The organism is Streptomyces halobius (assembly GCF_023277745.1).
In the GTDB taxonomy this organism is placed as follows: Bacteria; Actinomycetota; Actinomycetes; order Streptomycetales; family Streptomycetaceae; genus Streptomyces; species Streptomyces halobius.
On record NZ_CP086322.1, the window covers coordinates 7,921,513 to 7,934,592 of the forward strand.

Consider the following 13,080-nt stretch of genomic DNA (forward strand, 5'->3'; position numbering starts at 1 on the left):
GCACCGCCCTGTCCTCGCCCTGCACGCGAAGGAGTCGTCCGATGACGGCCGGCCTGCCGACCATCCCGTCCTATCCGCTCCCGGCGCAGGAGACGCTGCCCGGCAACACCGCCCGCTGGCGCCCGTCCGCGGACCGGGCCGTGCTCCTGGTCCACGACATGCAGCGGTACTTCCTCGCCGCCTTCCCCGACCCCCTCCGCTCCGAGCTGGTGCACAATGCCGCGCAGCTGCGCAAGCGTGCCGCGGCCGCCGAAGTGCCCGTCGCCTACACCGCCCAGCCCGGCGGCATGGACGCCCAACAGCGCGGCCTGCTCCGGGACTTCTGGGGGCCCGGCATGCGCACCGACCCGGAGGACCGGGACGTGGTCCCCGAACTGGCGCCCGAGCAGGGCGACTGGGAGTTCACCAAGCTCCGCTACAGCGCCTTCTTCCGCTCCGGCCTGCTGGCGCGGATGCGGCAGGCGGGACGCGACCAGCTGGTGCTGTGCGGCGTGTACGCGCACGTCGGCGTCCTCGCCACCGCCCTGGAGGCCTACCAGCACGACATTCAGCCCTTCCTCGCCGCCGACGCGCTCGGTGACTTCACCGAGGCCGACCACCGCCTCGCCCTCGACTACGCGGCCCGCCGCTGCGGGGTCGTCCTCCCGTCCGCGGAGGTGTTCGCATGAGCCCGCAGCCGCTCACGCCGGCGGGCCCGGACACCGACCTCCTCGACCGCATCCTCGCCGCCACCGGCCCGCAGTCCGGCAACGCACCCGCGTTCGCGCTGCTGCACCGCCCCGACAGCGGCCCGCGCGGCACCGTCGACGTGCTCACCGGCACCGTGACTTTCCCCGCCGTGCTCGCCGACGTCCCGCTCGGCACGGACCGGCCGGCCGCTGCCCCGGCCCACGACGTACTCGTCCTCATGCCCTACCGGCAGCTCGCCGAACGAGGCTTCGCCGCTCCCGACGACGGCGCCCCGCTGATCGCCATGGCCGCCGAGGAACAGGCCGTGCTGCCACTGGCCGACGTGCTCGAGCGCATCCCCGAAACCCCGGTGGCCCTCACTGGCGGCGGCTTCGACACCGACGACGAGACCTACGCGGACACCGTCCGCCGGGTCGTGGCCGACGAGATCGGTACCGGGGCCGGCTCCAACTTCGTCGTCCGGCGCAGCTACGAGGCAGCCGTCGACGGCTGCCCGCCGCGCGCCGCGCTCACCCTCTTCCGGCGGCTCCTTGAGCGGGAGGAGGGCGCCTACTGGACGTTCGTGATCTGCACCGGGGAGCGCACCTTCGTCGGGGCCACCCCGGAGCGCCATGTGTCGCTCGGCGGCGGCACGGCCGTGATGAACCCCATCAGCGGCACCTACCGCTATCCGCCGACCGGACCCACACTGCGCGGCGTCACCGACTTCCTCGCCGACGGCAAGGAGGCCGACGAGTTGTACATGGTCGTCGACGAGGAACTGAAGATGATGGGCCGGATCTGCCCCTCCGGCGGCAGGGTCGTCGGCCCGTACCTGAAGGAGATGGCCCGACTCGCCCACACCGAGTACTTCATCGAGGGCCGCACCGACCGTGACGTGCGGGACATCCTGCGCGAGACGATGTTCGCGCCGACCGTCACCGGCAGCCCGCTGGAGAGCGCGGCCCGGGTGATCAGCCGGTACGAGCCGCAGGGCCGGGGCTACTACAGCGGGGTCGCCGCCCTCATCGGCCGCGACGCCAACGGCGAACGCTCCCTCGACTCCGCCCTGCTGATCCGTACTGCGGACATCGCGGCCGACGGGCGGATGCGGATCGGGGTGGGCGCCACCCTGGTGCGGCACTCCGACCCCGAGTCCGAGGTCGCCGAGACCAAGGCCAAGGCCGCGGGGCTGCTCAGCGCCTTCGAGCAGGGCGGGAACGCCCGCTTCAGCACGCACCCCGAGGTACTGGCGGCGCTGCACGCCCGCAACACCCGCATCGCCGACTTCTGGCTGCGCGACTCCGGCCGCACCTTCCCCGAGGTGGGCTGTCTGACCGGCCTGAACACCCTGGTCGTGGACGCCGAGGACACCTTCACGGCCATGATCGGCCAGCAGCTGTCCGCGCTGGGCCTGGACGTGACCGTCCGCCGCTTCGACGAGCCGTACGACGTCGCGGCACACGACCTTGTCGTCCTGGGCCCCGGGCCCGGCGACCCCTGCGACGGGGACGATCCGCGCATCGCCCAGCTGCGCACGGCGGTGGACCGGCTGCTCGCCGAGCGGCGGCCCTTCCTCGCCGTGTGCCTCAGCCACCAGGTGCTCAGCCGGCGGCTCGGCCTTGAGCTGGAGCGCAGACAGGTCCCCAACCAGGGGGTGCAGCTGGAGATCGACCTCTACGGCAGCCGCGAACGCGTCGGCTTCTACAACACCTTTGCCGCCCACAGCAGCGAGGAGAAGCTGGAGGCGGACGGGATCGGTCTGGTCGAGGTCAGCCGGGACCCGGACACCCACGAGGTGCACGGGTTGCGCGGCCCGCACTTCGCCGGCATGCAGTTCCACGCCGAATCGGTGCTCACCATCGACGGCCCGCGCATCGCGGCCGAGGTGATCCGCCGGGTGGTGGGCCGATGAGAGCCGACATCGCCTGGTGGGATCTGGACGGCACGGCGCAGACCGTCGACTCGCTCACCGCGCACCTGCGCGGCGGCGCGGCGGCGGCCTGGGACCGGGTGCCCGGTCTGCTCGGCAAGGTCTGGATCGCCGACCGGCGCACGAACCGGTGGGGCGCGGTGATGCTCTGGGCGGACCGGCGCCCGGCCCTCGCGGAGCTGCCTGCGAACCACGCGGCCCGGCTGCTCGGCGGCCCGCCCACGCACCGCGACGGCTTCGACATCGAGGCGGTGGCTGGCGGTGCCCTCGCCCCGGCCCGCGTCGCCCCGGCCGCGGGCGGTACGCCGGTCGAGCCGTCCGCCTCGACCGTGGCGCCCCCGCCGCTTCCGGACGCCGGGCCCGCCCCTGCGCACCGTCCTCCGTATCCAGGGAGCCCCCGTCATGCATGACTACCTCGTCGTGGACGCCTTCACGCGCACCCCGCTCAAGGGCAATCCCGTCGCCGTCTTCCTCGAGAGCGCGGACCTGAGCGCCGAGGTGATGCAGGCGGTCGCGCGGGAGATGAACCTCTCCGAGACCACCTTCGTCCTGCCGCCCGAGGGCGAGGCCGACGCACGCGTCCGGATCTTCACGCCGGTGAACGAACTCCCGTTTGCCGGACACCCGTTGCTCGGTACCGCCGTCGCGCTCGGCCTGGTCCGCAAGGCGGACCGGCTGCGGCTGGAGACGGCCATGGGCACGGTCCCCTTCGAGCTGTCCCCGGAGGCGAGTGACGGTTCCGTGCTGGCCTGGATGCGGCAGCCGGTGCCCGAGTGGCGGCCGTACGAGCACGCGACGGAACTCCTGTCGGCGCTCGGCGTGGCGGAGTCCACTGCCCCCGTGGAGATCTACCGGAACGGCCCCCGGCACGTGTTCGTCGGCCTGGAGAGCGTCGACGCCCTGTCGGCGCTCCGCCCCGACCACCGCGCTCTGTCCGCCTTCCCCGACATGGCGGCCAACTGCTTCGCCGGGCAGGGAACCGCCTGGCGCAGCCGGATGTTCTCGCCGGCGTACGGCGTCGTCGAGGACGCGGCGACGGGCTCGGCGGCGGGTCCGCTCGCCGTCCATCTGGCACGGCACGGGCTCGCGCCCTGGGGCCGGGAGACCGGCATCCTGCAGGGCGTCGAGATGGGCCGGACCTCGCTGATGCGCGCGCTCGCCGAGGGACGGGGCGAGCGGGTCGCGTCGGTGCGGGTCGGCGGGCACGGGGTGCTCGTGGCGGACGGAGTGCTGCATGTCTGACCTGACCGGCTTCCAGCCCGCCCCGCCCGCAGGGCGGGACCAGCTGGGTGACGCCGCCCGGTTCGAGTCGCTGACCGGCGAGGAGCACCTCGCCTTCCCCGAGTACGAGGAGCCGCCGCCGGAGCCGCTCGGCCTGGCCGCGCGCTGGCTCGAGGCGGCCACGGCCCGCGGGGTGCGGGAGCCGCGCTCGCTCGCCCTGGCCACCGCGGACGCCGACGGCCGCCCCTCCAACCGGATCGTCACGGTCGGCCGACTCGACGCCCGTGGACTGGCGTTCACCACCCACAGCACCAGCAGGAAAGGCCGCGAGCTGGCCATGAACGGCTGGGCCTCCGGCGTGCTGTACTGGCGCGAGACCTCACAGCAGCTCGTTCTCTCCGGCCCGGTACGGAAGGTGACCCCCGCCGAGTGCGACGCGCTGTGGCAGGCGCGGCCGGTGCCGCTGCACTCCATGACGGCCGCATCCCGGCAGAGCGAACCACTGCCGGAGGTGTCGGCCCTGCGCGAGCGGGCCCGCGCACTGGGAGTCCCCGGTCTGCCGCTGCCCCGTCCGGACCGCTTCGCCGGCTACCTCCTTGAGCCCGCGGAGGTGGAGTTCTGGCTGGCACGCCCGGACCGGCTGCACTGCCGTCTGCACTACGTCCGCGACGGCGCCCGCTGGCATGTCGGCCGGCTCCAGCCCTGACCGACCAGGAGGAACAGCCGTGGAAGCAGCGGACTTCACCCGGGCGATGGCCCGGGTCCCAGGACCGGTGACGGTGGTGACCACCGTCGACGCCGCGGGCACCCGCAGCGGCTTCACCGCCAGTTCGTTCAGCTCCGTCTCGCTGGACCCGCCGCTGGTGCTGGTCTGCCTGGACCGGGCGGCGAGCACCCACGCGGCCTTCGCGGCGGCGGACCGCTTTCTCGTCAACGTGCTGGCGGAGGGTCAGGAGGCCATCGCGCTGCGCTTCGCCGCGTCCGGCATCGACCGCTTTGCCGCGGGGGACCTGAAGCCCTGCGAGGCCGGGCTGCCAGGGCTGCCGGACGCCTGCGCACGGGTGGCGTGCACGCTGCACGCCCTGGTCGAGGCGGGGGACCACAGCATCCTCGTCGGGCGGGTCGAGCAGGCCCACACCAGGGACCGGCCGCCGCTCGTCCACTGTGACCGCACCTTCTCCCGGCCGGTGCCGGTGGCCCGGCCCGATGAAGAACTCCTGAGCGCACTTCATCTCACCGAATGGTGAATTCCTGGACTACACCGGTGACCACCGAGGAGTCAGCACCGTGCACACCGACGTCAGAATTTCCGTCATCTACTATTCCTTCACTGGAACCGTCGCCGAGATTGCCCGGGAAATGGCCGAGACCGCGGAGAAAGAAGGCGCCGAGGTCCGGCTGCGGAAGGTCCCCGACGCCGCTTCCGCGACCGGCAAGGCGGCCGCACCGGCCGGCGCCGCACCCGCAGGGGACACCGTGGAGGCGCCCGTGGCCTGCGTGGACGACCTGCTGTGGGCGGACGGCGTGCTGCTTGGCTCACCCACCCGATTCGGCAACATCGCAGGCCCGCTGAAATCTTTTCTCGATTCGCTCGGTGGAGCCTGGCGGAAACAGCAGCTGGCCGACAAGGTGTACAGCGGATTCACCGCGACGAGCAGTCTGCACGGCGGCCAGGAATCCACGCTGCTGGCGCTTACGACGTCCTTCCACCATTTCGGTGGCGTCGTCGTCGCGCCCGGATACACCAGCCCGGAGAAATTCGCCGACGGAAATCCGTACGGCACCGCGCACTGCGACGAGGGCCGGACCCGCCCGGTTGACGACACCACCCGGACCGCGGCCCGGATCCAGGCCGCCCGCGTCGTGCGCTTCGCACGCGCCGTCACCGCGGCCTGACCACCCCGGTGTCCGTACACCCGACCCACCCGCCCACGCATCACAGGAGGTGTTCCCGCATGACAGCGCCGCTCGCTCCGCCACCCGCGGAGCACGACACACCCCAGGAGCGCCCCGGCCGGCCCGCCGTGCCGCAACAGTCCGCCGCCCGGCAGGTGTCCGCCCGGACTCTGACCGATGCTTTCGCCGACAGCCTCGCCGCGAACGCTGACGGCAGCGCGATCACCGCCGACGGCGCATCCGTCAGCTACCGCGATCTCGACACCTGGGCCCGCGCCATCGCCAGGCTGCTCCGCTCGCACGGCATCGGCCGCGGCGACCGGGTGGCCCTGCGGATGCCGCCGGGCGCAACCGCCCTCGCGTCGATGCTCGGCATCCTGTGGGCCGGTGCCGCCTATGTGCCGCTGGACATCCGCAACCCGCCGTCCCGTAACCGCTTCATCCTTCAGGACGCCGGTGCCGCCGCCTTTCTCGGCGACCCGGACGGCTGCCGGCCCGGCGACGTGCCTGTGCTCGGCGAGGAGCGACTGCACGCCCTGCGGGACACCCCGGCCCCGCACCATCCCGAGCCGCTGACCTGCGCGGAGCTTGGCCCGCACGACACCGCGTACGTGATCTACACCTCCGGCACGACGGGGAAGCCGAAGGGCGTCCCCATCCACCACGGCGCAGTGACGGCGCTGCTGGCGGGCGCGGCCCAGAGGTTCGCGTTCACCACCGAGGACAGCTGGCTGCTGTTCCACTCCATCGCTTTCGACGTGTCCGTCTGGGAGATCTGGGGCGCCTTCGCGACCGGCGGCAGGCTCGTGGTGCTGCCGCACTGGACGGCGCGTTCCCCGCAGGGAGTGCTGCGGGTCGTCGAGGAGGAGCGGATCTCCGTCCTTGGCCAGACTCCGACCGCTTTCGGTACGTTCGCGGCCGCGGCGCTCGCCGCGGACGCCGCCCTGCTGGCCCTGCGCTACGTCGTCTTCGCGGGCGAGAAGCTGCTCCCGGGCACCCTGCGAGCCTGGGCCGGACGGTACGGCCTGGGACACCCGGCGCTGGTGAACATGTACGGGATCACCGAAACCACCGTGCACTCCACCTACCACGAGCTGACCGCCGCCGACCTGGCCGGTGCCGACTCCGTCATCGGCCATCCGCTACCCGGCTTCACCCACCGGGTGCTCACCGACGCCGGAGACGAGGCCGCGCCCGGCGAGCAGGGGCTGCTGTGGCTGGCTGGCCCGCAGGTCAGCAAGGGCTATCTGCACCGGCCGGACCTCAACGCCGAGCGCTTTCGGACCCTGGAGTCACCCAAGGACGGTCTGCTGCGCCGCTACTACTGCTCCGGCGATCTGGTCTCCCGCCGTCCCGACGGCGTTCTCGTCTACCACGGGCGCGAGGACCTCCAGGTCAAACTGCGCGGCCATCGCATCGAGCTGAGCGACATCGAGGCCGCTGTCCGGACCCACGAACAGGTCGTGGACGCCGTGGTGTGGCTGCGCCGCTTCGGCCCCGGCGACGAGCGGCTGGTGTGCGCCTACGCCACCACCGGCGAGGGCGTACGGATACCGGCCAGAGAACTGCGCGAGCACGTCAAACGGCTACTGCCTTCCTACATGTGGCCCGCCGTCCACCAGCGGCTGCCCGATCTGCCGCGCACTGTCAACGGAAAGCTCGACCGGGACGCGGTGTCCCGGCGCTTTGACGAGGAAAGGGAACATCGCTCATGACCACCTCTCCCGTGCACCGCACGACCACGACCGCCACGGCCCCCGCGGCCGGGAACGCCGACCCGGTCGACGAGGCCGAGCGGCTGACCGTCGAGTGGGCCGCCCGTGTCCTGGAGGACCCGGAGGCCTGCGCCGAGGACAACTTCCTGGACCTCGGCGGGCATTCGCTCCTCGCGCTCCGCATGTGCCGGTACGCCAAGGAGCGGTTCGGCGTCGAGTATGACCTGATGGTGCTCTTCGAGGCCGACCTCGCCACGGCGGCTCGCGACCTCGTGTCCCGCGCCGGGAACGCGGCTACCGGGACGGCCACGGACGGCGAGGGGTGAGCGCCATGACTCCGCCACGGACCGCGACCCCGCCTGCCGCCGTGCAGTGCGGCATCGCGGCCTTCGGCCTCGCCTTCGGCGAGGACCGGGACGTGGCCGCCACTGCGGCCGACTACGTCGACAACCCCGAGCGGGTCGTCAACTGGGGCTTCCGCACCTATCACCGCGCCCCGGACGACGTGCACGCCACCGGCCTCGCACACGCCGCCGCCCAGCGGGCGCTGGACCGGCTCGGCCTCGCCGCCGAGGATCTCGACCTCGTCGTCGTCGCCAACTCCGACCTGCCGGAGTACGCCTACCGCGACGGAGCCGCCGCGCTCGCCCGCGAGCTGGGCATCGAGCGCACCCAGACCCTGCTGCTCACCGAGGGCTGCGGCGCGGGCGTCCACGGGCTGTACTACGTGGCCTCCACGATGGCAATGCAGCCCGAGGTGGAGACGGCGCTGTTCGTCGCCGTGAACCGGGTCAGCGAGTACCACCGCAATCGGATGAACGTCTTCAGCGCGGTGCTCAGCGACGGCGCCGCCGCTGTCGTCCTGCGCCGCGGACACGGTGCCAATCAGTGGCTCGCCACCGAGCAGTTCACCGAACCAGAACACTGCGATCTGCTGCGGGTGGACTTCGGCGGGACGGTCAACCCGGTGCCGCCCGAGGGCTGGTCGAGCCGCGAGGCCCCTGGCGGGCACGAGTCCGTACGCCGCCAGTTCGGCGATGATCCGGTGGTGCTCCAGCGCTTCCTCACCAACCGTTACGCGCGGCTGCTGGAGGTCGTCGACGGGGCCTGCCGTCGGGCCGGCCTCCAGCGGCGGGACATCGACCACCTCATCTACCTCAACGACAGCGCGGCCAGCATCGATGCCGTGGCGGAGCCGCTGGGCGTGCCGCTGAGCCGTACCAACGCCGCGCTCGCCCCCGGCCACGGCCACATGGGCGCCGCCGACCAGCTGGTGTCGCTCGCCCAGCAGCTGGAGCGCGGCGAGATCGCGTCCGGGGACGTCGTCGCCCTGTGCGGCATCTCGACCGACCGCTGGAGCGCCACCCTTGTCCGCGCCTAGCGCGGCCGGGCAGGCCCGGCCCTTCCACTCTTCCGGGAGACAGACATGACCAAGCTCATATCCGAAGCAGCCGACGCCCCAGATACCCCGACTGCCCCCGGCGGGGACCCGGCAGCCCGTACACCCCGTGCGCCTCAGGAGGGCGACGTCCCGGGCTCCGGTCTGCTGGACCTGCCCCCGCAGGCGCAGCCCGACCCCGATGCCTATGTCCGGGCCGCCATGGAGTGGCACTTCAGCTCCGAGACCGGCTCCCGGTACTGGCTGGAGCGCGCCCGTACCCTCGGCTTCGACCCGCGTACCGAGGTCCGCACCCACGAGGACCTGCGGCTGTTCCCGAACGTCGCCGCCGAGCTGCGGGACGTTCCCGCCGCCGACCTGATCCCCCGCGGCTACGGGCCGCGCCCGGATGTCGTCGGCATCTTTGAGAGCGGCGGCACCACCGGCGCCCCCAAGCGGGTGGTCCTGATGCGTGACTGGTTCGAGCGGATGCTCGCTGCCTCCAACGCCAATCTGGACGCGCATGGCTTCCCGCGCGGGGCGGACTGGCTCGGCATCGCCCCCTCGGGGCCGCATATCGTCGGCGAGTTCTTCCGCCGCTCAGCCGCCACGCACGGCCGGTACGGCTTCTCGATCGACCTGGACCCGCGCTGGGTGAAGAAACTCATTGCGCTCGGCCGCGTCAGGGAGGCCGGAGAATACGCCGAACACGTACTGGACCAGGCCGAGTTCGTACTCAGATCGCAGGAGATCGGGGTGCTCACGATCACCCCGTCGCTGATGGAGAGGCTCGCCCAGCGTGACGATCTGGTGGAGCTGGTGAACGAGAAGGTGCGGGCCATCCGCTGGGGCGGCACCCAGCTTGACCCGGATTCGCGGTACCTGTACCGGACGGAGGTGTTTCCCGAGGTCGACCTGTGCGGCAACTACGGCAGCACGATGATGCTCGGCGTCGCCGGCGAACGGCCCGGGCTGCCGGACGACGGGCCCTGCGTTTTCGACCCGCTCAGCCCGTACGTCACCTTCTCCGTCGTCGACCCGGACAGCGGGCGGCCCGTCGCCTACGGCGAACGCGGCCAGGTGCTGGTGCACCACGTCAGCAAGTCCTTCCTGCTGCCCAACAACCTGGAGCGGGACCTGGCCACCCGAGTCGAGGCGCCGCAGGGCCGGGCGGGCGACTCCGTTGCCGACATCGCGCCGGTCGCGACCTTCGAGAACGAGGCCGTCATCGAGGGCGTCTACTGACCGCCCGTTCGCCCACCCCGCCGCATCCCAGGAGCGAAACGCATGATCTCCGAAACCCGGACCAGTACCACCCGCGAGCGGATCGCGGACCTCCTGATCCAGCACGAGCAGGTCTCCCGCGCCCTCGTCCTCCCGGCCACCGGCACCGCACCCGGAGCCGGCACCACTGCCTTCGTGGTCCCCGCCGGGGATGCCGACGGCGCCGGGCGCGCGGGCGCGGAGGAACAGGTCGAGGACTGGCAGCAGCTCTACGACCGGCTCTACGAGGACGCCGAACCGGGCCCCTGGGGTGACAATTTCGTGGGCTGGAACAGCAGTTACGACCGACGTCCGATCGACCGGGACGAGATGCGCCAGTGGCGGTCCCGTACCGTCGAGCGCATCCGGGACTTGCGGCCGCGCCGGGTGCTGGAGATCGGCGCCGGCAGCGGTCTGCTGCTCTCCCGGCTCGCCCGCGACTGCGTGTCCTACTGGGCCACCGACCTGTCCCCCGTGGCCGTCGACGACCTCGCCCGGCACGTCGCGGACGACCCGGCGCTGGCGGACCGGGTCACGCTGCGTGCCCAGCCCGCCGACCGCGTGGACGGACTCCCCACCGGCTACTTCGACACCGTCGTCATCAACTCCGTCGTCCAGCTCTTCCCCTCCGGCGACTACCTCACCACCGTCGTCAACCGGGCGTTGACCCTGCTGGCCCCCGGCGGGCACGTCTTCCTGGGCGACATCCGCGACCCCAGGAGCCTGAGCTGCCTGCACACGATTGTCGCGGTGGGCCGCCCGACCGCCAGGGACGCCGCATACGTCTTGCGCACGGCGCGCCGGACGCGGGCGCGTGAGGAGGAACTCTTCGTCCACCCCGACTACTTCGCCCGCCTGGCCCACTCCCACCCGGAGCTGGCCGGGGCCGACCTCCGGCTCAAGCGCGGCGACTACCACAATGAGCTGTCCCGGCACCGCTACGACGTCGTGCTGCACAAGACCGGCGACGATCGGTTCACCGCGGTCGCCGACTGCGCCGAGCTGCGCTGGGGGAGCGACGCCGAGGACACGGGCGAGCTGGTGGAGCGGATGCGGGGCGCAGAGCTGCCCGTCCGGGTCACCGGCATCCCCAATGCGCGCCTCGCGGGCGAGTTCGCGGCCTGCCGGGCGCTGGAGGCGGGCGCGGGGCTGGAGCGGGCCAGGGAACTGCTCGCCCACCCCGAACGGCCCGACGCCGTCGACCCGCACACCCTGGATCTGCTCGCCGAGCGCGCCGGACTGCACGTCGCCCTCACCCCCGCACAGGGCGATCCGGCATGCTTCGAGGCGGTGTTCACGGATGCGGGAGCCCACACGGATCCCGGTGACGGCATGGGCGCCGGCGCACCCGCGCTGACCGGCACCTACCGCCCCGAGCAGCTCGCCGACGAGCCCGGAAGCGGCTCGCTCACCGAGATACCGGCAGCTGTGCACCGTGCCGAAGCCTTCGCAGCCCGCGTGCACGACTGGCTGCGTGAGCGGCTCCCCGCCGACGAGCTGCCCACCGCCGTGGTCCCCGTCGGGACGCTGCCCCCGCTGCCGGAAGGAAGCCACTGATGTCGCTACCCGCAACCGCCCCTGCCCTCGCTGCCCAGTCTGCCCGCCCGCCGCGGGACGCCGTCCCGTCCCGCACCCTGTACGCGCTCGACGCGCTCGGGGCACGCGGCACCTACCGGGCCCGCACACGCCGTACCGTCACCGACGCCACCGGTCAGGAGCTGGCCGAACTCAGCCTGGTGCCACCGCTGTTCATCCACCGCACCATGGTGGCCCTGCGCCGCGCCGAGCCGCCGGAGGCCGACGAGCGGGCGGCACTGCTGCACCGTGCTGCCCGGCTCTTCGCCACCGGCGAGGTCGCGGGCCTGTCCCCGGCCGCGTACGAGGAGGCGGCGAGCCGGGCTGGCGGTATCCCGGTGTCCATCGTGCGCCGGGCCACGGCCACAACCGCTGAACGGCTGCGCCGCGCGTACGAGAGCGTCCAGTACGCCCGTCCCGCCGGTACGGTGAACGGCTGGCAGGACCCGCTGACCCGGACCGGGCGCGGCACCTGGACCCGGCGCGGCGAGGTATTCGCCGTGCACGCGGCCGGAAACCACCCGGGCACCCACAGCATCTGGCCGGAGGCGCTCGCGCTCGGCTACCGGGTGGCCGTGCGGCCCTCGCGCCGGGAACCGTTCACCCCACACCGGCTGGTCTCCGCACTGCGTGCCGCAGGCTTCGGCGACAACCAGGTCGCCCTGCTCCCCACCGAGCACCAGCACGCGGACGCGCTGCGCCGCGGCGCCGACCTGTCGCTGGTCTACGGCGGCGCGGGCATCGTCGAGCAATACGCCGGTGACCCGGCTGTGCGGGTGCAGGGCCCCGGCCGGTCCAAGATTCTGATCACTGCCGACACCGACTGGCGCGCGCACCTCGACACCCTCGTCGACTCCGTCAGCGGGCACGGCGGCACCGGCTGCGTGAACACCACCGCCGTGTTCGTCGAGGGCGATGCGGGCGAGCTGGCTGCCGCCCTTGCCGAGCGGCTCGCTGTCCTGCCCTCACTGCCGCCCTGCGACGACCGGGCCGTGCTGCCGGTCCAGCCTGCAGCAACTGCGCGGGCCGTGGCGGCCCACCTGCTGCGTACAGCAGCCGGCACCCGGGCCTGGCTCGGCGGCGAAGGCGTGGCGGATGAGCTGGGCGACGGCAGCGCCGTACTGCGCCCGGCAGTCCACCAGCTGCCCCGGGCAGACGCCCCGCAGGCCGCAGTCGAACTGCCCTTTCCCTGTGTCTGGGTAGCCCCGTGGCGCAGGACGGACGGGGTCGCGCCGCTGCGGGACAGCCTCGTACTCGCCGCCGTCACCCGGGACGAGGAGCTGGTGGGACGGCTGGTCGCGGAGCCGAGTATCAGCAACGTCTTCGTCGGCGGTGGCCACCCCACCCATCTGAAGGAGCACGGCCTCCCGCACGACGGCTACCTCTCCGAGTTCCTCATGCGCAGCAAGTCCGTCATCCGTAACTGACCC

Annotated in this window: 13 protein-coding genes; all 13 read left to right on the forward strand. The window is 72.7% G+C overall.

Annotated features, from left to right (window positions below; translation table 11 throughout):
* Positions 1-41: 41 nt before the first annotated feature.
* Genes K9S39_RS35950 through K9S39_RS36010 form a run of 13 tightly spaced genes read left to right on the forward strand, consistent with a single transcriptional unit; the run spans position 42 to position 13,077 of the window.
* Positions 42-668 carry an isochorismatase family protein gene (locus K9S39_RS35950; protein ID WP_248867516.1) on the forward strand — a complete coding sequence of 209 codons (627 nt, stop codon included), beginning with the start codon at positions 42-44 and terminating at the stop codon, positions 666-668.
* Positions 665-2,584: an anthranilate synthase family protein gene (locus tag K9S39_RS35955; protein WP_248867517.1), complete on the forward strand. Its 1,920-nt coding sequence runs from the start codon at positions 665-667 to the stop codon at positions 2,582-2,584. Before K9S39_RS35950 ends, K9S39_RS35955 begins: the two co-directional genes overlap by 4 nt.
* Complete coding sequence (locus K9S39_RS35960) at positions 2,581-3,012, forward strand: hypothetical protein (protein ID WP_248867518.1); 432 nt, start codon at positions 2,581-2,583, stop codon at positions 3,010-3,012. The genes K9S39_RS35955 and K9S39_RS35960 overlap by 4 nt, the downstream gene beginning before the upstream one ends.
* Positions 3,005-3,844, forward strand: a complete 840-nt coding sequence (locus K9S39_RS35965; protein ID WP_248867519.1) for a PhzF family phenazine biosynthesis protein — start codon at positions 3,005-3,007, stop codon at positions 3,842-3,844. The genes K9S39_RS35960 and K9S39_RS35965 overlap by 8 nt, the downstream gene beginning before the upstream one ends.
* Positions 3,837-4,529, forward strand: a complete 693-nt coding sequence (phzG, locus tag K9S39_RS35970) for a phenazine biosynthesis FMN-dependent oxidase PhzG (protein WP_248867520.1) — start codon at positions 3,837-3,839, stop codon at positions 4,527-4,529. The genes K9S39_RS35965 and phzG overlap by 8 nt, the downstream gene beginning before the upstream one ends.
* A gap of 19 nt (positions 4,530-4,548) precedes the next feature.
* Complete coding sequence (locus tag K9S39_RS35975; RefSeq protein WP_248867521.1) at positions 4,549-5,070, forward strand: flavin reductase family protein; 522 nt, start codon at positions 4,549-4,551, stop codon at positions 5,068-5,070.
* 40 nt (positions 5,071-5,110) lie between these two features.
* The gene (locus K9S39_RS35980) at positions 5,111-5,719 is read left to right on the forward strand and encodes a flavodoxin family protein (protein WP_248867522.1); all 609 of its coding nucleotides are present in this window, start codon (positions 5,111-5,113) and stop codon (positions 5,717-5,719) included.
* 59 nt (positions 5,720-5,778) lie between these two features.
* The gene (locus tag K9S39_RS35985) at positions 5,779-7,434 is read left to right on the forward strand and encodes an amino acid adenylation domain-containing protein (RefSeq protein ID WP_248867523.1); all 1,656 of its coding nucleotides are present in this window, start codon (positions 5,779-5,781) and stop codon (positions 7,432-7,434) included.
* Entirely contained in the window at positions 7,431-7,760 is a 330-nt protein-coding gene (locus tag K9S39_RS35990; protein ID WP_248867524.1) for a phosphopantetheine-binding protein, read from the forward strand. The genes K9S39_RS35985 and K9S39_RS35990 overlap by 4 nt, the downstream gene beginning before the upstream one ends.
* Positions 7,761-7,765: 5 nt before the next feature.
* Positions 7,766-8,815, forward strand: coding sequence for a 3-oxoacyl-[acyl-carrier-protein] synthase III C-terminal domain-containing protein (locus tag K9S39_RS35995; RefSeq protein WP_248867525.1), 1,050 nt, complete (start codon positions 7,766-7,768; stop codon positions 8,813-8,815).
* A gap of 45 nt (positions 8,816-8,860) precedes the next feature.
* Entirely contained in the window at positions 8,861-10,057 is a 1,197-nt protein-coding gene (locus K9S39_RS36000; RefSeq protein WP_248867526.1) for a phenylacetate--CoA ligase family protein, read from the forward strand.
* Positions 10,058-10,099: 42 nt separating this feature from the next.
* A complete protein-coding gene (locus tag K9S39_RS36005) occupies positions 10,100-11,632 on the forward strand; it encodes a class I SAM-dependent methyltransferase (protein ID WP_248867527.1) in 1,533 nt (510 codons plus the stop codon).
* Positions 11,632-13,077: an aldehyde dehydrogenase family protein gene (locus tag K9S39_RS36010; RefSeq protein WP_248867528.1), complete on the forward strand. Its 1,446-nt coding sequence runs from the start codon at positions 11,632-11,634 to the stop codon at positions 13,075-13,077. The genes K9S39_RS36005 and K9S39_RS36010 overlap by 1 nt, the downstream gene beginning before the upstream one ends.
* Positions 13,078-13,080: the final 3 nt, after the last annotated feature.

Excerpts from the sequence above, each read along its gene's own strand:
- K9S39_RS35950 (WP_248867516.1), top strand. The coding sequence starts at position 42 with ATGACGGCCGGCCTGCCGACCATCCCGTCCTATCCGCTCCCGGCGCAG.
- K9S39_RS35955 (WP_248867517.1), top strand. The coding sequence starts at position 665 with ATGAGCCCGCAGCCGCTCACGCCGGCGGGCCCGGACACCGACCTCCTC.
- K9S39_RS35960 (WP_248867518.1), top strand. The coding sequence starts at position 2,581 with ATGAGAGCCGACATCGCCTGGTGGGATCTGGACGGCACGGCGCAGACC.
- K9S39_RS35965 (WP_248867519.1), top strand. The coding sequence starts at position 3,005 with ATGCATGACTACCTCGTCGTGGACGCCTTCACGCGCACCCCGCTCAAG.
- phzG (WP_248867520.1), top strand. The coding sequence starts at position 3,837 with ATGTCTGACCTGACCGGCTTCCAGCCCGCCCCGCCCGCAGGGCGGGAC.
- K9S39_RS35985 (WP_248867523.1), top strand. The coding sequence starts at position 5,779 with ATGACAGCGCCGCTCGCTCCGCCACCCGCGGAGCACGACACACCCCAG.
- K9S39_RS35990 (WP_248867524.1), top strand. The coding sequence starts at position 7,431 with ATGACCACCTCTCCCGTGCACCGCACGACCACGACCGCCACGGCCCCC.
- K9S39_RS35995 (WP_248867525.1), top strand. The coding sequence starts at position 7,766 with ATGACTCCGCCACGGACCGCGACCCCGCCTGCCGCCGTGCAGTGCGGC.
- K9S39_RS36000 (WP_248867526.1), top strand. The coding sequence starts at position 8,861 with ATGACCAAGCTCATATCCGAAGCAGCCGACGCCCCAGATACCCCGACT.
- K9S39_RS36005 (WP_248867527.1), top strand. The coding sequence starts at position 10,100 with ATGATCTCCGAAACCCGGACCAGTACCACCCGCGAGCGGATCGCGGAC.
- K9S39_RS36010 (WP_248867528.1), top strand. The coding sequence starts at position 11,632 with ATGTCGCTACCCGCAACCGCCCCTGCCCTCGCTGCCCAGTCTGCCCGC.